We start from the raw sequence: 14,262 nt of genomic DNA on the forward strand, positions 1-14,262 counted from the left end.
TCCCGGGCCCGGCGGTCCCGGGACGCGGCACCCGCCCTGCACAGGGTTCTCCACACCGGCGGCGGTGTCCCCCCGGCACCGGCGGGCCCGCCACGGCGCTTCTGGAGGCCGGCGGCGGGCCTCCGTCCACGCTGTCCCCAACAACCGTCCACACCTGTGGAAAACTCTGTGCACAGGGATGTGGAGGAACCTCCGGGTCATCCGCTGAAAAGCCGGGGGCGCATCAGTATGCTGAGGGGCGGACCGCTCCCGCCGGCCGGCGGCAGCACGTCCCTGACCATCCGAGGGCTCGTCGTCAAGGAGGATCTCGAGTTCGGAGACCGCCCCGCCCCGGGGTGGACGACCGAAGGAGCAGTGTGCCGAACACCAGTACGCCCGGGATCCCGGGCCTGTCGCCGGAGAACCAGGCACGCGTGATCACCGCGTGCGTCCGCCAGAAGGTCCAGGAGGGTCGCCCGGCGGACCTGCCGGGCACGGGGTGGACGGACTTCGACCGCCGGTTCGACGAGCACTTCCCCCGGCTGACGCTCCTCTTCGCCGAGATCTACGGCCACCGCGAGGACTTCCTCGAGCAGCTCGCCGAGCTCGGCCTGCAGCTGGCGCGCTCCTGGGCCGAGCGCCCCGACGACCTCAAGGCCCTGGACGCCCGGCGCGAGCAGGACCCCGCGTGGTTCGGCGCCCGGCAGATGCTCGGCGGGGTCTGCTACGTGGACCGGTACGCGGGCAACCTGCAGGGGATCCGCGAGCAGATCCCCTACTTCCGGGAGCTGGGCCTGACCTACCTCCACCTCATGCCCCTGTTCGAGGCGCCGGAGGGCAACTCGGACGGCGGCTACGCGGTGTCGTCGTACCGCCGTGTGGACCCGGGACTGGGGACCACGGAGGAGCTCGCCGAGCTCAGCCGCGAGCTGCGCCGGAACGGGATCAGCCTGGTCCTCGACTTCGTCTTCAACCACACCTCCGACGAGCACGAGTGGGCGCGCCGGGCCGCGGCGGGGGAGCAGGAGTACGAGGACTACTACTGGATCTTCCCGGACCGCACCGTCCCGGAGCAGTTCGAGCGCACCACGCGGGAGATCTTCCCGGACGACCACCCCGGCTCCTTCACGCGCGTCCGCGCCACCGAGGAGGACCCCCGGTGGGTGTGGAGCACCTTCTACTCCTTCCAGTGGGACCTCAACTACACCAACCCCGCGGTCTTCCGGGCGATGGCCGCGGAGATGCTGTTCCTCGCCGCCCAGGGCGTCGAGGTGCTGCGCATGGACGCCGTCGCGTTCATCTGGAAGCAGCTGGGCACCACGTGCGAGTCGCTGCCCCAGGCCCACGTGCTGCTGCGCGCCTACAACGCGCTGTGCCGGATCGCCGCACCGGCCGTGCTGTTCAAGTCCGAGGCGATCGTCCACCCGGACGAGGTGGCCCGGTACATCGAGCCCGGCCAGTGCCAGCTGTCCTACAACCCGCTGCAGATGGCCCTGACGTGGGAGGCCATGGCCACCCGCGAGCCGAAGCTGCTGGCGCAGGCCCTCGAGGAGCGCCACGCCCTCCCGCCCGGCACGGCCTGGGTGGACTACGTGCGCGGCCACGACGACATCGGCTGGACGTTCTCGGACGAGGACGCCGCCCGGCTGGGCGTGAACGGCCACGACCACCGCCGCTTCCTCAACGCCTTCTACACCGGGCGCCACCCCGGCAGCTTCGCGGACGGCGTCCCGTTCCAGGAGAACCCGCGCACGGGGGACTGCCGCGTGTGCGGGACCACGGCCTCGCTGCTCGGCCTCGCCGAGGACCCGGCCTCCGCGGTGGACCGTGTGCTGCTCGCCCACTCCGTGGCCATGAGCACCGGCGGCATCCCCCTGCTGTACCTGGGCGACGAGGTCGGCCAGCTCAACGACCCCGCCTGGAACGAGGACCCGGACCACGCCGGCGACGCCCGGTGGGTGCACCGCCCGCCCCGGCCGGTCCAGGACTACGAGCGCCGCCACGAGCTGTTCTCCGTGCAGGGCCGGATCTTCGGGGGCATCCGCCGGATGGTCGAGCTGCGCCGGAACTCCCCGGAGTTCGACGGCAACACGCTGATCCCGTTCGACGCGCGCAACCCGCACGTGCTCGGCTACCAGCGCCCCGGCGGCCACACGGTGGTGCTGTGCCTGGCGAACTTCTCCGACTGGTCCCAGTTCGTCACGGGCGAGACCCTCTCGGGGTTCCTGCCCCAGGCCGTCGAGCTGCACGGCAACACCGAGCTCGACCTGCGCCACGGTCTGCTGCTCGACGCCCACGGATTCCTGTGGATCCGCGTCCTGCCGAGGCGCTGACCCCCGTGGGTGCGTGGACGGTGCTGGTGCTCTCCGGCGTGCTCGAGGCCGTGTGGGCGTCCGCGCTCGCGGCCTCGGACGGCCTCCGCCGCCCCGTGCCGACCGCGGTGTTCGCGGTGACGGCCGCCGTGAGCCTGGCCGGTCTGGCCCACGCCATGTCCGTGCTGCCCACGGGCACCGCGTACGCCGTCTGGGTGGGCATCGGCGCGGCCCTCACCGTGGCCTGGTCCATGCTGACCGGCCGCGAGTCCGCGACCCCCTTCAAGATCCTGCTGGTGCTCGGCATCGTGGGCTGCGTGATCGGGCTCAAGCTTGCCGGCTGAGACCGGGACGGCGCCGGCCGTGCGGGACCGGCGCGCCCGGGCCTGGGCACTGCTGGTGGTCAGCGGGATCCTGGAGGCGGTCTGGGCCACCGCCCTGGGCGCGTCCCAGGGGTTCTCGCGGCCGGGTCCCGCGCTGCTCTTCGCCGTGACCCTGGTGCTGAGCATGCTCACCCTCGCGCGCGCCGCGCGGGTGGTCCCGATGGGCACCGCCTACGCCGTGTGGACGGGCATCGGTGCCGTGCTCACGGTCGCGTGGGCGGCCGGAACGGGGCAGGAGCACCTCTCCGGGGCGAAGGCCCTCTTCCTGGCGGGGATCGTCGCGTGCGTCGCCGGCCTGCACGCCGCCGACCGGGCGACCCCGGAGAAGGACCGGTGACCCGGCGCCGCAGACCGGGCGCCCACCTCATGCTCGTGCTCACCGCCACGATGGCGGTCGGTCCGCTGCTGACCCACAGCCTCTCGGCGATGAGCCCCCTCGTGATCGAGGACCTGGGGCTCACGGAGACGCAGTTCGGGCTGCTCGCCACCACCACCTTCTTCGTCGCCGCCCTCACCGCGGTGCGCACGGGCCGCTGGGCGGACCGGCTGAGCGCCCGCACCCTGCTGGTCGTGATGTTCGGCGGGGCCGCGCTGGCGATGCTCCTGACCGCCGCGGCGCCGGGCTACGCCGTGCTGCTCCTGGCCATGGTGCTCTCGGGGCTGGGACAGGTCATGGCGAACCCCGCGACCAACCGGCTCATCCGCCTGCACGTGCCCGCCCCGCGGCGCGCGAGCTGGCTCGGGATCAAGCAGGCCGGCGTGCAGGCCTCGCAGCTCGTGGCGGGTCTGACCTTCCCCGCGCTCGGCCTGCTGCTCGGCTGGCGCACCGCCGTGCTGGTGGCCGTGGGCGTGGTGCTGCTGCTGCTCGTGCACGGGTGGTGGACGGTCCCGGACAACCACACCGGCGCCCCGGCGGGACGCCCGCCGCGGACGGCGCAGCCCCTCCCGGTGCCGGTCCGGACCGCCGCACGGCCCGCGGTGCCGGGGGCCGTCCGCGCCTACGCCGCGGCCGCTGCGCTGACCGGCCTGGGGGCGCAGGCCGCCAACGTCTACCTGCCGCTCTACGCCCACCGGGCGCTGGGCCTCGACGTCGTGGCCGCCGGGGCCACGGTGTCCGTCTCCGCGCTCGTGGGCATCGCGTCCCGGGTGCTGTGGGCCCGCGTGATGGACCGGCCGCGCGCCGACGGCTTCGTCCTGCTGGCCGGCATGGCCCTGGGGGCGGCCGCGAGCGACGTCCTGCTGATCGTGGCGCCCCTGCACCCCGGCCTCGCGTGGACGGTGTGGCCGGCGGCCGTCCTGCACGGCGCGGCGGCGCTCGCGGTGAGCGTGGTGGTGATGTCCGCGGCGATGCGCGCGGTGCCGGCCGAGCGGGTGGGCGCCTCCACCGGCGTGGTGACCATGGGCCTGTACGCGGGGTTCTGCGCCGGTCCGCTGGTCCTCGGCGGCCTGCTCCAGCTGACGGGCTCCTTCGCGGTGGGCTGGGCCGTGGTGCTCGTCTGCTACCTGGGCTGCGCGGCGCTCGCTGTTCTCGCGCGCGCTCGCGCGTCCCGCTAGGTGCGACGTCCGGGAAGACCGTCCCGGCCGGTGCCGCCCCGCCGACGAGGAGCCCCGGCACGCGGCACCGTTGCATGATCCGGACCGCTCCCGGTCCGTGCCGTCCTCGGCCCGGGGCCGTCCCCGGCACCTGACGTCCCCCGTCCGGGGGCCTTCCGGTGCCCTGTGCGACGCTCCGTGACGCTCGGGCCCGGTCTTCTCAACAGCTTCTCCACAGGCGTTGTCCACAGCGTGGATAACTTCCACCCGTGGAATTACGCCGCCGTCCCTTCCGCCGACCGCTCCCTGGCCTGCGACGGCACCGGTCACCCGCTGGGGAGGCCGCCGACCCCCCTCTTCCCCCGGCGTTCCTCCACACCTGTGGACAACGTTCTCCACCGCCTGTGCACCCGGGAGGTCGGCGGGCACGGCGACCGGCCACTAGAGTAGATGCGTGCACATGCGAATTGATTCTGTCCGTGCGGGGAGTCCGTGCGCGGACAGCACGGAGCCGACCGGGAGCCGGAGGCCCCGGTGCTGACCGGTACCACGATGTTCCGGCTGGTGGACACCGCCGTGGTCGAGGCCGAGCCGGCGCTGGTGGAGCGCGTCCTCCTGGACCCCGGGTGCCTGCGCCGCTGGAACCCCATCCCGGAGCAGAACTACCGGGTGAGCACGGCCGTGCTGCAGCTCGGCACGTCGATCGAGTCGACGGTGCGCGTGGGCCCCTTCCGCTTCTCCTTCGTGAACATCGTCTCCGACCACGTCCCGGGCCGGCGCCTGGGGATGCGCACCACCAAGGGCGTGGTGGACCTGCTGGTGACCATCACCTGGGAGCAGGTCGAGGGCGGCACCCGGATCGAGAAGGTCGTGGACGGGCGGTTCACGGAGTCCAAGGCGTGGCTCCGGCGCCTGCTGGAACCGGCCGCCCGGCGCAGCGCCCGGAACGCCCTCGAGGCGCTCCGGCGGCTGATCGAGACGGGCGACTACGAGTTCACGGCCCCGTCCCAGCTGACCCCGCACCCGCCCCGCTGTCCGCTGGAGAGCCCGCCGGACTTCTTCTGAGCCCCCGGCGGGACCCGTCCGGGAGGGCGCCGTACGCTGGTGGCGGAACCTCCTTGACCCCTGCGCGCGCGCGGGACGAGGGTGGAACCACACGACAGCAATCGAAAGGATTCTCCTATGGCCGAGAAGTACACCCTTCCCGATCTCCCCTACGACTACGCGGCGCTCGAGCCCCACATCTCCGCGAAGATCATGGAGCTGCACCACGACAAGCACCACGCCACCTACGTGGCCGGCGCCAACACCGCCCTGGAGAAGATGGCGGAGGCCCGCGCGAACGGTGACGGCGCCGCCGCGGCCAAGCTGTCCAAGGACCTGCAGTTCAACCTCGGTGGCCACGTGAACCACTCGGTGTTCTGGCAGAACCTCTCCCCGGAGGGCGGGGACAAGCCGACCGGTGAGCTCGCCGCGGCGATCGAGGACCACTTCGGCTCCTTCGACGCCTTCCGCGACCACTTCACCGCCGCGGCCACCACGATCCAGGGCTCCGGCTGGGCGATCCTCGCCCTCGAGCCCGTCGGCGGCAACCTGGTCATCGAGCAGATGTACGACCAGCAGAACGGCGTGCCGGTCGCCACGATCCCGCTGCTGCAGCTGGACATGTGGGAGCACGCGTTCTACCTCGACTACCAGAACGTCAAGGCGGACTACGTCAAGGCCTTCTGGAACATCGTGAACTGGGCCGACGTCCAGGAGCGCTTCGAGAAGGCGCGCACCGGGGGCCGGTCCATCATCTGATCCCCGTCCCGCACCGTCGGCGCCGCGGGCGTGCGACGTCGCGAGCAGAGCCCCCGGACCGCACGGTCCGGGGGCTCTGTGCTGCCCCGGACCGCCGCGCCGCGGTGGTCCCGGGGCGTCACACGGGCGGGTGCGGTCTCCGCGCGGTGGGGCACAATGGCCGGGACCCTGTTCGCACTCGACGACGAGAGCACGAGGACCCCGCATGAGCGACGACGACCAGCAGTCCGGCCCGATCACGAGCGAGGAGATCTTCGCCTCCCACGAGGGCGGGAAGCTCTCCGTGGTCTCGAGGTCCCCGCTGGCCACCCGCCGGGACCTGTCCATCGCCTACACCCCCGGCGTCGCCGAGGTCTCCCGCGCAGTGGCCGCGGACCCTGCCATGGCCAGGACGCACACCTGGGCCGGCCGGCTCGTGGCCGTGGTCTCCGACGGTTCCGCCGTGCTGGGCCTGGGCGACATCGGCCCGGCCGCGTCCCTGCCGGTGATGGAGGGCAAGGCCGCCCTGTTCAAGACCTTCGCGGACCTGGACTCCATCCCGATCGTGCTGGACACCCAGGACGTCGAGGAGATCGTGCGCACGGTCACGCTGCTGCGTCCGTCCTTCGGGGCGGTGAACCTCGAGGACATCTCCGCCCCGCGCTGCTTCGAGATCGAGCAGCGGCTGATCGAGCAGCTGGACGTCCCGGTGATGCACGACGACCAGCACGGCACTGCCGTCGTCGTCCTGGCCGCCCTGCTCAACGCCGCGGCCTTCGTGGGCAAGGACCTGGACGGCCTGAAGGTGGTGGTCGCCGGGGCCGGCGCGGCCGGGATCGCGATCACCGAGATCCTGCTGGCCCAGGGCATCGCGGACGTGGTGCTGATGGACTCCCGCGGCATCGTCTCCAGGGAGCGCGACGACCTCAACGCGATCAAGGCCGACTACGCCGCGCGCACCAATCCGCGCGGACTGATCGGCGGGCCCAAGGACGCCCTCGAGGGCGCCGACGTGTTCGTGGGCGTCTCGGGCGGCACGATCCCGGAGGAGTACCTGACCGAGCTGGCGGACGAGGCGGTCGTGTTCGCCCTGGCCAACCCGGACCCGGAGATCATGCCCGACGTCGCGGCGAAGTACGCCTCCGTGGTGGCCACCGGGCGGTCCGACTTCCCGAACCAGATCAACAACGTGCTGGCCTTTCCCGGGATCTTCCGCGGGGCTCTGGACGCCGGGGCCACGAAGATCACGGCGCAGATGAAGCTGGAGGCCGCCCGGGCGATCGCGGCGATCGCGGCCGCGGACGGACTGGCCGCGGACCACATCGTGCCCTCGGTCCTGGACCCGAGGGTGGCCCCGGCCGTGGCCGAGGCCGTGGCCGCCTGCGCGCGGGCCGAGGCGGCCGTCTGACCTCGTCCGCACCTGTCCGCAGCTGGTTCGCACCCTCCTGCACCCACCGACCCGCGACGGCCCGGGGACCCACGGAAGAACGTGGTTCCCCGGGCCGTCGCGGATCGGGAGGCGGCGCGCTCAGGCGTAGAAGCGGTTGAGGAAGGTCGCCACCACGGCGGGCCGCTCCTCGCCCTCGATCTCGATCGTGCCGTCGGCCACCAGGTGCAGGCCGTTGCCCTTGACCTCCTGCACGTCGGTGATGGTCACGGTCATCCGGATCCGGGAGCCGACCTTGACCGGGGAGGTGAAGCGGACCTTGTCGAGGCCGTAGTTGACCTTGGTCCGCACCCCGGTGACGTCGAAGAGCGCGGACCACATCGGGATGAGCAGGGACAGGGTCAGGAAGCCGTGGGCGATCGGGGCGCCGAAGGGGCCCTCGGCGGCGCGCTCGGGGTCCACGTGGATCCACTGGTGGTCGTCGGTGGCGTCGGCGAACGTGTTCACCTGCTCCTGGGTGATCTCCCGCCAGGCGGAGTGCCCGAGGTTCTTGCCGACGAGGTCCTTCACCTCGTCGAAGGCGACGACGGTCTGGGGCTGGCTCGGTGCTTCGGTCATGGCATGTCCTCGGTGGTGTCGGTGGTGTCGGTGGTGTCGGTGGTGGTGGATCGGGTGGGGTCGGGCGGGCGGCTCAGACGAACGCGCTGCGGCCGGTGATCGACCGGCCCACCACGAGGGCGTTGATCTCGTGGGTGCCCTCGTAGGAGTAGACGGCCTCGGCGTCGGCGTGGAAGCGGGCGACGTCGTGGGCCAGGGTGATGCCGTTGCCGCCGACCACCTCGCGGGCCAGCGCCACGGTCTCGCGCATGTGCAGGCTGATCCACATCTTCGCCAGGGCGGAGTCCTCGTCCCGGTAGACGCCGTCCTGCTGGCGCTCGGCGAGACCGGCGACCATGGTCAGGGACGCGGTGAGGTTGCCGAGCATCCGGGCCAGCTTCTCCTGGACGAGCTGGAAGCTGCCGATCGGGCGGCCGAACTGCTCGCGCTCCCGCACGTAGGCCAGCGCGGCCTCGTAGGCGCCGGCCTGGATGCCGGTGGCGATCCAGGCGACGTCCGAGCGCATGGCGCGCAGCATCGCGGCGACGTCCTTGAACGAGTTCACGTTCCCGAGCCGCATGGACTCCGGCACCCGGACCCGGTCGAGGTGGATGTCGGCGTTCTGCATCATCCGCAGGGAGGTCTTGCCGTGGATCTTCTCCAGCCGCACACCGGGGGCCTGGCGGTCCACGAGGAAGCCCTTGACCTGCCCGTCGGCCTCGTCACGGGCGAAGACGGCGAGGAGGTCGGCGGTGAAGGCGCCGCCGATCCAGCGCTTGGCGCCGGTGAGCACCCACTCGTCGCCCTCGCGCCGGGCCGTGCTGGCGAGCCCGCCGGCGATGTCGGAGCCGTGCTCGGGCTCGGTCAGGCAGAACACCCCGGTCATCTCGAAGGAGGTGATCCTCGGGTCCCACACGGCGAACTGCTCCGGTGTGCCGCCCACCCGGCAGGCCGTGCGGAACAGACCGGCCTGGGCGGTGTAGAACGTGGCGATCGAGGCGTCGGTGCGGGCGAGCTCGAAGATCCGGAACCCGTGGTAGAGCGAGCGGGGGCTTCCGCCGTCGGCGGTGAGCTCGGGCGGGGTCATGAGGTCCAGGGCGTGCAGGGACGGGGCGACCTGGTAGGGGAACTCCCCGGCCTCCCAGTACTCGGCCAGCAGCGGGCGCACCTCGTCCTCGAGCACCCGGCGCAGCCGGCGCAGCGGTGCCTTCTCGGCCGCGGTCAGCCTCTCCGCGATCCCGTAGGGGTCGCAGTCGGGATAGAGGCGCTCGGTGTCCTGCGGGCTCATGCCCGCGCCCCGTCCAGGCCGAGCAGGCGCACCGCGTTGTCCTTGAGGATCTTGGGGCGGACCTCGTCCGTGAAGGACTGCTGCTCGAAGGCGCCCAGCCACTTCTGCGGGGTGATCAGCGGGTAGTCGGTGCCGAAGAGCACCTTGTCCTGGAGCATCCGGTTGGAGGCCTTCACCAGGGACTCCGGGAAGTACTTGGGCGACCACCCGGAGAGGTCGATCCAGACGTTGGCCTTGTGGGTGGCGATGGAGTTGGCCTCCTCCTGCCACGGCACCGAGGGGTGGGCCATGATGACCTGCAGCTCGGGGAAGTCCGCGGCCACCGCGTCCAGCAGCAGCGGGTTGGAGTAGGCCAGCTTGATCCCGCCGCCCCCGGGCAGCCCGGCGCCCATGCCGTTCTGGCCGGTGTGGAACAGGGCGGGCACGCCCAGGGCCTGGATCGCCGCATACAGCGGGTAGAAGCGCTCGTCCGAGGGGTCGAAGCCCTGCAGGGACGGGTGGAACTTGAAGCCCCGCACGCCGTGCTCCTCGACGAGCTTCCTGGCCCGCTCCACCGCCGCGGTGCCCTGCAGCGGGTCCACGGAGCCGAAGGGGATCAGCACGTCGTTGTTGCGGGCCGCGCCCTCGGCGATCTCCTCGATGGAGTTCGGCTCGTGCCCCAGGGCCGTGGTCGCGTCCACGGTGAAGACCACCGCGGCCATCCGCCACTCGCGGTAGCGCTCGGCGATGGTGTCCAGGGACGGGGAGCGGTCCTCGGACTTGAAGTACTTCGCCGAGGCCTCGGTGAGCGCAGCGGGCAGGGACGGGTGCCCGTGGTCGGAGCACTCGATGTGCACGTGCATGTCGATCGCGTCCAGGGACGCGAGGTCGAGACCGTACTCGTAGCGCACGGTGGTCCCTCCTAGGGCTGCTGGGTCGCGGACTCGGGCCGAAGCTCCTCCGGCAGCGTGGGCAGGGTCTCGCCGACCGGCTGGAGGCTGCCCTCGATGATCGCGGGGAACGCCTCGCGCAGGGCCTCGAAGGTCCAGCCGCCGTCGCGGTACTCGGTGACCACGGGGCGGGGGTGGCTGAAGACCTGGAGCCGGTCGCCGCCGGCGCCGATGGCCTGGCCGGTGACGCCGGCGGCGTCGTCGGAGGCGAGCCAGGCGATCAGGCCGGCGACGTCGGCGGCGTTGCCGAACCCGAGGTCCTTGCGGAAGAACTCGGGCATCGGCTCACCGCGCCGGTCGGCCTCGACGGCGGAGGCGAAGAAGGGGATGGTCTCGGTCATCGCGGTGGCGGCCACGGGGATGACGGCGTTGGCGGTGACGCCGGCCTTCTTCATCTCGAGCGCCCAGGTGCGGACCATGCCCACGATCCCGGCCTTCGCGGCGGCGTAGTTGGTCTGGCCGAAGTTGCCGTACTGGCCGGTGGGGGAGCCGATGGTGATGATCCGGCCGGGGACCCCGTTCTCCTTGAAGTACCGGTAGGCCTCGCGGGCGCAGGTGAAGGTCCCGCGCAGGTGGACCTGGATGACCAGGTCGAAGTCCTCGTCGGTCATCTTCAGGACGGACTTGTCGCGCAGCACGCCGGCGTTGGTCACCAGGATGTCGAGGCGGCCGAAGGCCTCCACGGCGCCGTTCACGAGCGCGGTGGCGGTCTCGGTGGAGCCCACGGGTGCCACGACGGCCACGGCCTGCCCGCCGGCGGCGGTGATGGAGGCGACGGCGTCCTCGGCGATCTCCTGCTTCACGTCGTTGATCACCACGGCCGCGCCCTGGCGGGCGAGCTCCTGGGCGTAGGCCAGACCCAGGCCCTGACCGGAGCCGGTGACGACGGCGACCTTGCCGGCGAGAGGGGCGGTGCTGGGGTCGGTCATGGGATGGACTCCTTGTGCTCGGTACGGGCAGGGCCGCTGCCGGTGGGATCTGTCGCTGCGCCGGCTTCACGCCCATTCCACTGCAGACCATTGAGAAAGTCAACAGTTAAGGATCTCCACCTATGGTGGTCTCACCCGTCTTCTAGACTGGAGGCCCACCCCACCTGCCGGAGGATCCACGCCATGACGCCACGCACGACCACCTCGGTCGACGAGGAGACGCCCCGGATCGGCGGCATCGAGCGCCTGGCGCACACCGACCTCGCCGCCGAGCCGTTGTTCCTGGCGGCCCGCCTGGCCTCCACCGGGTCGGCGGGGGCGAACGGGGTCCTCGCCGAACTCGGCCTGAAGGTGCGCCACTACTCCGTCCTGGCCCTCGCGTGCAGCGGCGAGGAGCCGACCCAGCGGGAGCTCAGCCAGTTCCTCGTGCTGGACCCCAGCCAGATCGTGTCGATCATCGACGAGCTGGAGCACCGGGGTGCCGTCGAGCGCCGCACGGATCCCCGTGACCGCCGCTCGAAGATCCTCGCCCCCACCGCCGCCGGGCGGAGCCTCTACGGCCAGGCGAGGGACCTCGTGACCCGCTCCACCGAGGAATCGCTCACCGGGCTGTCCGTCGCCGAGCGGGACGAGCTGTTCCGCCTCCTGCGCAAGGCCGCCCTCTAGGAGTCCGGGCCGGAGCTCCGGCCCGGACTCCGTCCTCCTCGTCCTTTCCCTCCGCGTCCGACGACGCCGGAGCCCTTTCCGCTGCCCGTCGCCGTGACCGCCGGCCGCCGGTGTCCCGGAGAGGTCGCGCGCCCCCCTGGACAACGTGATCCGAGTCTCACTACCCTGGAGTCAGGAATAGTGGATATTTTCAACTATTGTCTTTGGCGATCGCCTGAGGAGGCACCCGCATGCGCAATCAAGGACTGGGATCCTGGCTCGTCCGAAGGCTGGAGAAGTCCGGGCCCAAGGTGGCCGTGGTCCACGGCGAGCGCACGCTGACCTATCGCGAGCTGCACGACCGGTCCCGGCGCCTGGCGACGGCCCTCTCCGGCCAGGGCGTGGGTCCCGGGGACCGCGTGGCCTTCCTGGGGGAGAACAGCCCGGCCTTCCTCGAGGCGATGTTCGCGGCGGGAACGCTCGGTGCGGTGCTCGTCCCCCTCAACACGCGCCTGGCCGTCCCCGAGATCCGCTACCAGCTCGAGGACGCGGACGTCTCGGTGCTGATCCACGACGCCGCCCTGGCGGGCCTGGCCGAGCCGGCGGCCAGGGAGCTGGCGCACGTGCCCCGCTGGGTCGTGGCCGAGGAGGACGTGGACGGGGTCCCCGCCCTCGGCACGGTGATCGCGGCGGCCGAGCCCTGGACGGAGGACGTCCCGGTGTCGCTGGACGACCTCGCGGTGGTCCTCTACACCTCGGGGACCACCGGCCGGCCGAAGGGCGCGTGCCTGACCCACGGCAACCTCACCTGGAACTGCGTCAACGTCCTGGTGGACTACGACGTGGCGGCCGACGACGTCGCGCTCATGATCTCGCCGATGTTCCACGTGGCCTCGCTGGGGATGGGGGTGCTGCCGACCCTGCTCAAGGGCGCCACGCTGGTGCTCGAGTCCAAGTTCGTGCCCGCCCGGGTCCTGGAGCTCATCGAGGCCCACCGCGTCACCTGGCTGTCGGGCGTGCCGACGACCTACCAGATGCTGTGCGAGCACCCGGACTGGGGCAGCACGGACCTGTCCTCCCTGCGCAAGCTCACCTGCGGCGGCTCCGCCGTGCCCGTGCGGGTCCTGGACGCCTACGAGGACCGGGGGCTGGCCTTCACCGCCAGCTACGGCATGACCGAGACCGCGCCGGGGGCCACCAACCTGCCGGCGGCGAAGTCCCGCGAGAAGGCGGGCTCCTCCGGGCTGCCGCACTTCTTCTCCGACGTGCGGATCGTGGACGCCGCCGGGGAGCCCGTGGGGCCCGGTGAGGCCGGGGAGATCCTGCTCTCGGGCCCCAACGTCATCCGGGAGTACTGGAACCGCCCGGACGCGGCCGCCTCCTTCGACGGGGACTGGTTCCACTCCGGGGACCTGGGCTACCTCGACGAGGACGGCTACCTGTTCGTCTCGGACCGGATCAAGGACATGATCATCTCGGGCGGGGAGAACGTCTATCCGGCGGAGGTCGAGGCGGCGATCCTCGAGCTCCCGGAGGTGGCCGCCGTGGCGGTCATCGGCGTGCCCGACGAGAAGTGGGGCGAGGTGCCGCACGCCGTCGTCGTCCCCCGGGAGGGCCGGGAGCTCACCGCGGAACGGCTCCAGGAGCACCTGGCCGGGCGCCTGGCCCGCTACAAGGTGCCCAAGACGCTGAGCCTCGTGGACGAGATGCCCCGGACCGCGTCCGGCAAGATCCGCAAGAACATCCTGCGCGAGCAGGCCGCCGGCTGAGCCGCGGGGCCGGTCGCCGGCGCACCGGACGACGACCCTCCGGGCCGCGGCATGCCGTCCGACTGGACGCGTCCACGACTTTTCATTAGCCTCCCCAGCACGGCCTGACGGCCGAGCTCCTGTCGGGGGACAGGAGGAGATCGGGGGGAGATCGCGTGGGCAGGAGACTGCTGGTGCTCGTGGTGATCGCGGTGACGGCCGCGTCCGTGGGACTGACCGTGCCGGCCGCGGCGGCCGTGACGCTGCACGCCGACGGCACGGGTTCCGTGGGCCGGGAGGACGTCCTGCGGGCCGTGGGCTGGGGCAACGACCGGTTGCTGACCTCCGCCGCGGAGCTGGACCTCGTCGCGGAGACGGTCACCGTGGCCACGGCCGCGTGGGAGTGCGTGCAGGAGTCCACCGGCGCCGTGGCCGTGCAGGAACGACGGACGACGACGACGGTCCGGGCCGCCCTGGTCACCGCCGTCCAGCGCAGCTCCGTGACGGGCGCCGTCACGGGCTTCGAGCTGCGGGGCTTCGCCGAGGACGCCGTGGCCGTCACGGTGGTCGAGGGCCCCGCCCTCGACGCCTGCCCCGGGGACGAGGGCGAGGGCGCCGCCTGGTCCCGGGTGCCGCGCTCCACGGAACGGGCGCGGACCCACGAGGGGCCTGCCCTCGACGTGGTGCACGAGGGCGTGGCGCACCGTGTGCCCAGCACCCAGAACGCGGCGGCCTGAGCTCCGTGCCGGG

14 protein-coding genes are annotated in these 14,262 nt (G+C 72.2%); 10 read left to right on the forward strand and 4 right to left on the reverse strand.

Translation table 11 applies throughout. The features are described 5' to 3' along the window. The first annotated feature begins 356 nt into the window (after positions 1 to 356). The 7 genes from ACFU0Y_RS05955 to ACFU0Y_RS05985 all read left to right on the forward strand — a co-directional run bounded on the left by ACFU0Y_RS05955 (position 357) and on the right by ACFU0Y_RS05985 (position 7,397). Positions 357 to 2,312: an amylosucrase gene (locus ACFU0Y_RS05955; RefSeq protein WP_380213536.1), complete on the forward strand. Its 1,956-nt coding sequence runs from the start codon at positions 357 to 359 to the stop codon at positions 2,310 to 2,312. Beyond that, the gene (locus ACFU0Y_RS05960) at positions 2,285 to 2,635 is read left to right on the forward strand and encodes a DMT family transporter (RefSeq protein WP_380213538.1); all 351 of its coding nucleotides are present in this window, start codon (positions 2,285 to 2,287) and stop codon (positions 2,633 to 2,635) included. Before ACFU0Y_RS05955 ends, ACFU0Y_RS05960 begins: the two co-directional genes overlap by 28 nt. Next, complete coding sequence (locus tag ACFU0Y_RS05965; protein ID WP_380213539.1) at positions 2,625 to 3,011, forward strand: DMT family transporter; 387 nt, start codon at positions 2,625 to 2,627, stop codon at positions 3,009 to 3,011. Before ACFU0Y_RS05960 ends, ACFU0Y_RS05965 begins: the two co-directional genes overlap by 11 nt. Beyond that, the gene (locus ACFU0Y_RS05970) at positions 3,008 to 4,228 is read left to right on the forward strand and encodes an MFS transporter (RefSeq protein WP_380213540.1); all 1,221 of its coding nucleotides are present in this window, start codon (positions 3,008 to 3,010) and stop codon (positions 4,226 to 4,228) included. Before ACFU0Y_RS05965 ends, ACFU0Y_RS05970 begins: the two co-directional genes overlap by 4 nt. A gap of 471 nt (positions 4,229 to 4,699) precedes the next feature. Next, positions 4,700 to 5,272, forward strand: coding sequence for an SRPBCC family protein (locus ACFU0Y_RS05975; RefSeq protein WP_380213541.1), 573 nt, complete (start codon positions 4,700 to 4,702; stop codon positions 5,270 to 5,272). A 117-nt stretch (positions 5,273 to 5,389) separates the two neighbouring features. Beyond that, positions 5,390 to 6,010, forward strand: coding sequence for a superoxide dismutase (locus tag ACFU0Y_RS05980; RefSeq protein WP_017831745.1), 621 nt, complete (start codon positions 5,390 to 5,392; stop codon positions 6,008 to 6,010). A 205-nt stretch (positions 6,011 to 6,215) separates the two neighbouring features. After that, positions 6,216 to 7,397 carry an NADP-dependent malic enzyme gene (locus ACFU0Y_RS05985; protein WP_380213542.1) on the forward strand — a complete coding sequence of 394 codons (1,182 nt, stop codon included), beginning with the start codon at positions 6,216 to 6,218 and terminating at the stop codon, positions 7,395 to 7,397. Positions 7,398 to 7,517: 120 nt separating this feature from the next. Here ACFU0Y_RS05985 and ACFU0Y_RS05990 read toward each other — a convergent pair whose 3' ends face one another. The 4 genes from ACFU0Y_RS05990 to ACFU0Y_RS06005 all read right to left on the reverse strand — a co-directional run bounded on the left by ACFU0Y_RS05990 (position 7,518) and on the right by ACFU0Y_RS06005 (position 11,119). Next, positions 7,518 to 7,994: a MaoC family dehydratase gene (locus ACFU0Y_RS05990; RefSeq protein WP_380213543.1), complete on the reverse strand. Its 477-nt coding sequence runs from the start codon at positions 7,992 to 7,994 to the stop codon at positions 7,518 to 7,520. Between the two features lie 73 nt (positions 7,995 to 8,067). After that, complete coding sequence (locus ACFU0Y_RS05995; protein ID WP_380213544.1) at positions 8,068 to 9,261, reverse strand: acyl-CoA dehydrogenase family protein; 1,194 nt, start codon at positions 9,259 to 9,261, stop codon at positions 8,068 to 8,070. Then, positions 9,258 to 10,103, reverse strand: a complete 846-nt coding sequence (locus tag ACFU0Y_RS06000) for an amidohydrolase family protein (protein WP_380213565.1) — start codon at positions 10,101 to 10,103, stop codon at positions 9,258 to 9,260. The genes ACFU0Y_RS05995 and ACFU0Y_RS06000 overlap by 4 nt, the downstream gene beginning before the upstream one ends. Before the next feature lie 59 nt (positions 10,104 to 10,162). Next, entirely contained in the window at positions 10,163 to 11,119 is a 957-nt protein-coding gene (locus tag ACFU0Y_RS06005; RefSeq protein WP_380213545.1) for an SDR family NAD(P)-dependent oxidoreductase, read from the reverse strand. A 183-nt stretch (positions 11,120 to 11,302) separates the two neighbouring features. On the opposite strand from ACFU0Y_RS06005, the gene ACFU0Y_RS06010 reads away from it, so the two are divergent. From ACFU0Y_RS06010 to ACFU0Y_RS06020, 3 genes are all read left to right on the forward strand, one after another. Beyond that, entirely contained in the window at positions 11,303 to 11,785 is a 483-nt protein-coding gene (locus tag ACFU0Y_RS06010) for a MarR family winged helix-turn-helix transcriptional regulator (RefSeq protein ID WP_380213546.1), read from the forward strand. Positions 11,786 to 12,015: 230 nt separating this feature from the next. Next, a complete protein-coding gene (menE, locus tag ACFU0Y_RS06015) occupies positions 12,016 to 13,533 on the forward strand; it encodes an o-succinylbenzoate--CoA ligase (RefSeq protein ID WP_380213547.1) in 1,518 nt (505 codons plus the stop codon). A gap of 155 nt (positions 13,534 to 13,688) precedes the next feature. Continuing rightward, entirely contained in the window at positions 13,689 to 14,249 is a 561-nt protein-coding gene (locus ACFU0Y_RS06020) for a hypothetical protein (protein WP_380213548.1), read from the forward strand. Positions 14,250 to 14,262 lie beyond the last annotated feature (13 nt).

The sequence above is a fragment of the Kocuria sp. NPDC057446 genome (genome assembly GCF_042802875.1).
Taxonomy (GTDB): Bacteria; Actinomycetota; Actinomycetes; order Actinomycetales; family Micrococcaceae; genus Kocuria.

Coding starts and splice junctions, on each gene's coding strand:
- ACFU0Y_RS06005 (WP_380213545.1), bottom strand. CDS start 11,119: ATGACCGACCCCAGCACCGCCCCTCTCGCCGGCAAGGTCGCCGTCGTC.
- ACFU0Y_RS05990 (WP_380213543.1), bottom strand. CDS start 7,994: ATGACCGAAGCACCGAGCCAGCCCCAGACCGTCGTCGCCTTCGACGAG.
- ACFU0Y_RS05980 (WP_017831745.1), top strand. CDS start 5,390: ATGGCCGAGAAGTACACCCTTCCCGATCTCCCCTACGACTACGCGGCG.
- ACFU0Y_RS05985 (WP_380213542.1), top strand. CDS start 6,216: ATGAGCGACGACGACCAGCAGTCCGGCCCGATCACGAGCGAGGAGATC.
- ACFU0Y_RS06010 (WP_380213546.1), top strand. CDS start 11,303: ATGACGCCACGCACGACCACCTCGGTCGACGAGGAGACGCCCCGGATC.
- ACFU0Y_RS06000 (WP_380213565.1), bottom strand. CDS start 10,103: ATGCACGTGCACATCGAGTGCTCCGACCACGGGCACCCGTCCCTGCCC.
- menE (WP_380213547.1), top strand. CDS start 12,016: ATGCGCAATCAAGGACTGGGATCCTGGCTCGTCCGAAGGCTGGAGAAG.
- ACFU0Y_RS05995 (WP_380213544.1), bottom strand. CDS start 9,261: ATGAGCCCGCAGGACACCGAGCGCCTCTATCCCGACTGCGACCCCTAC.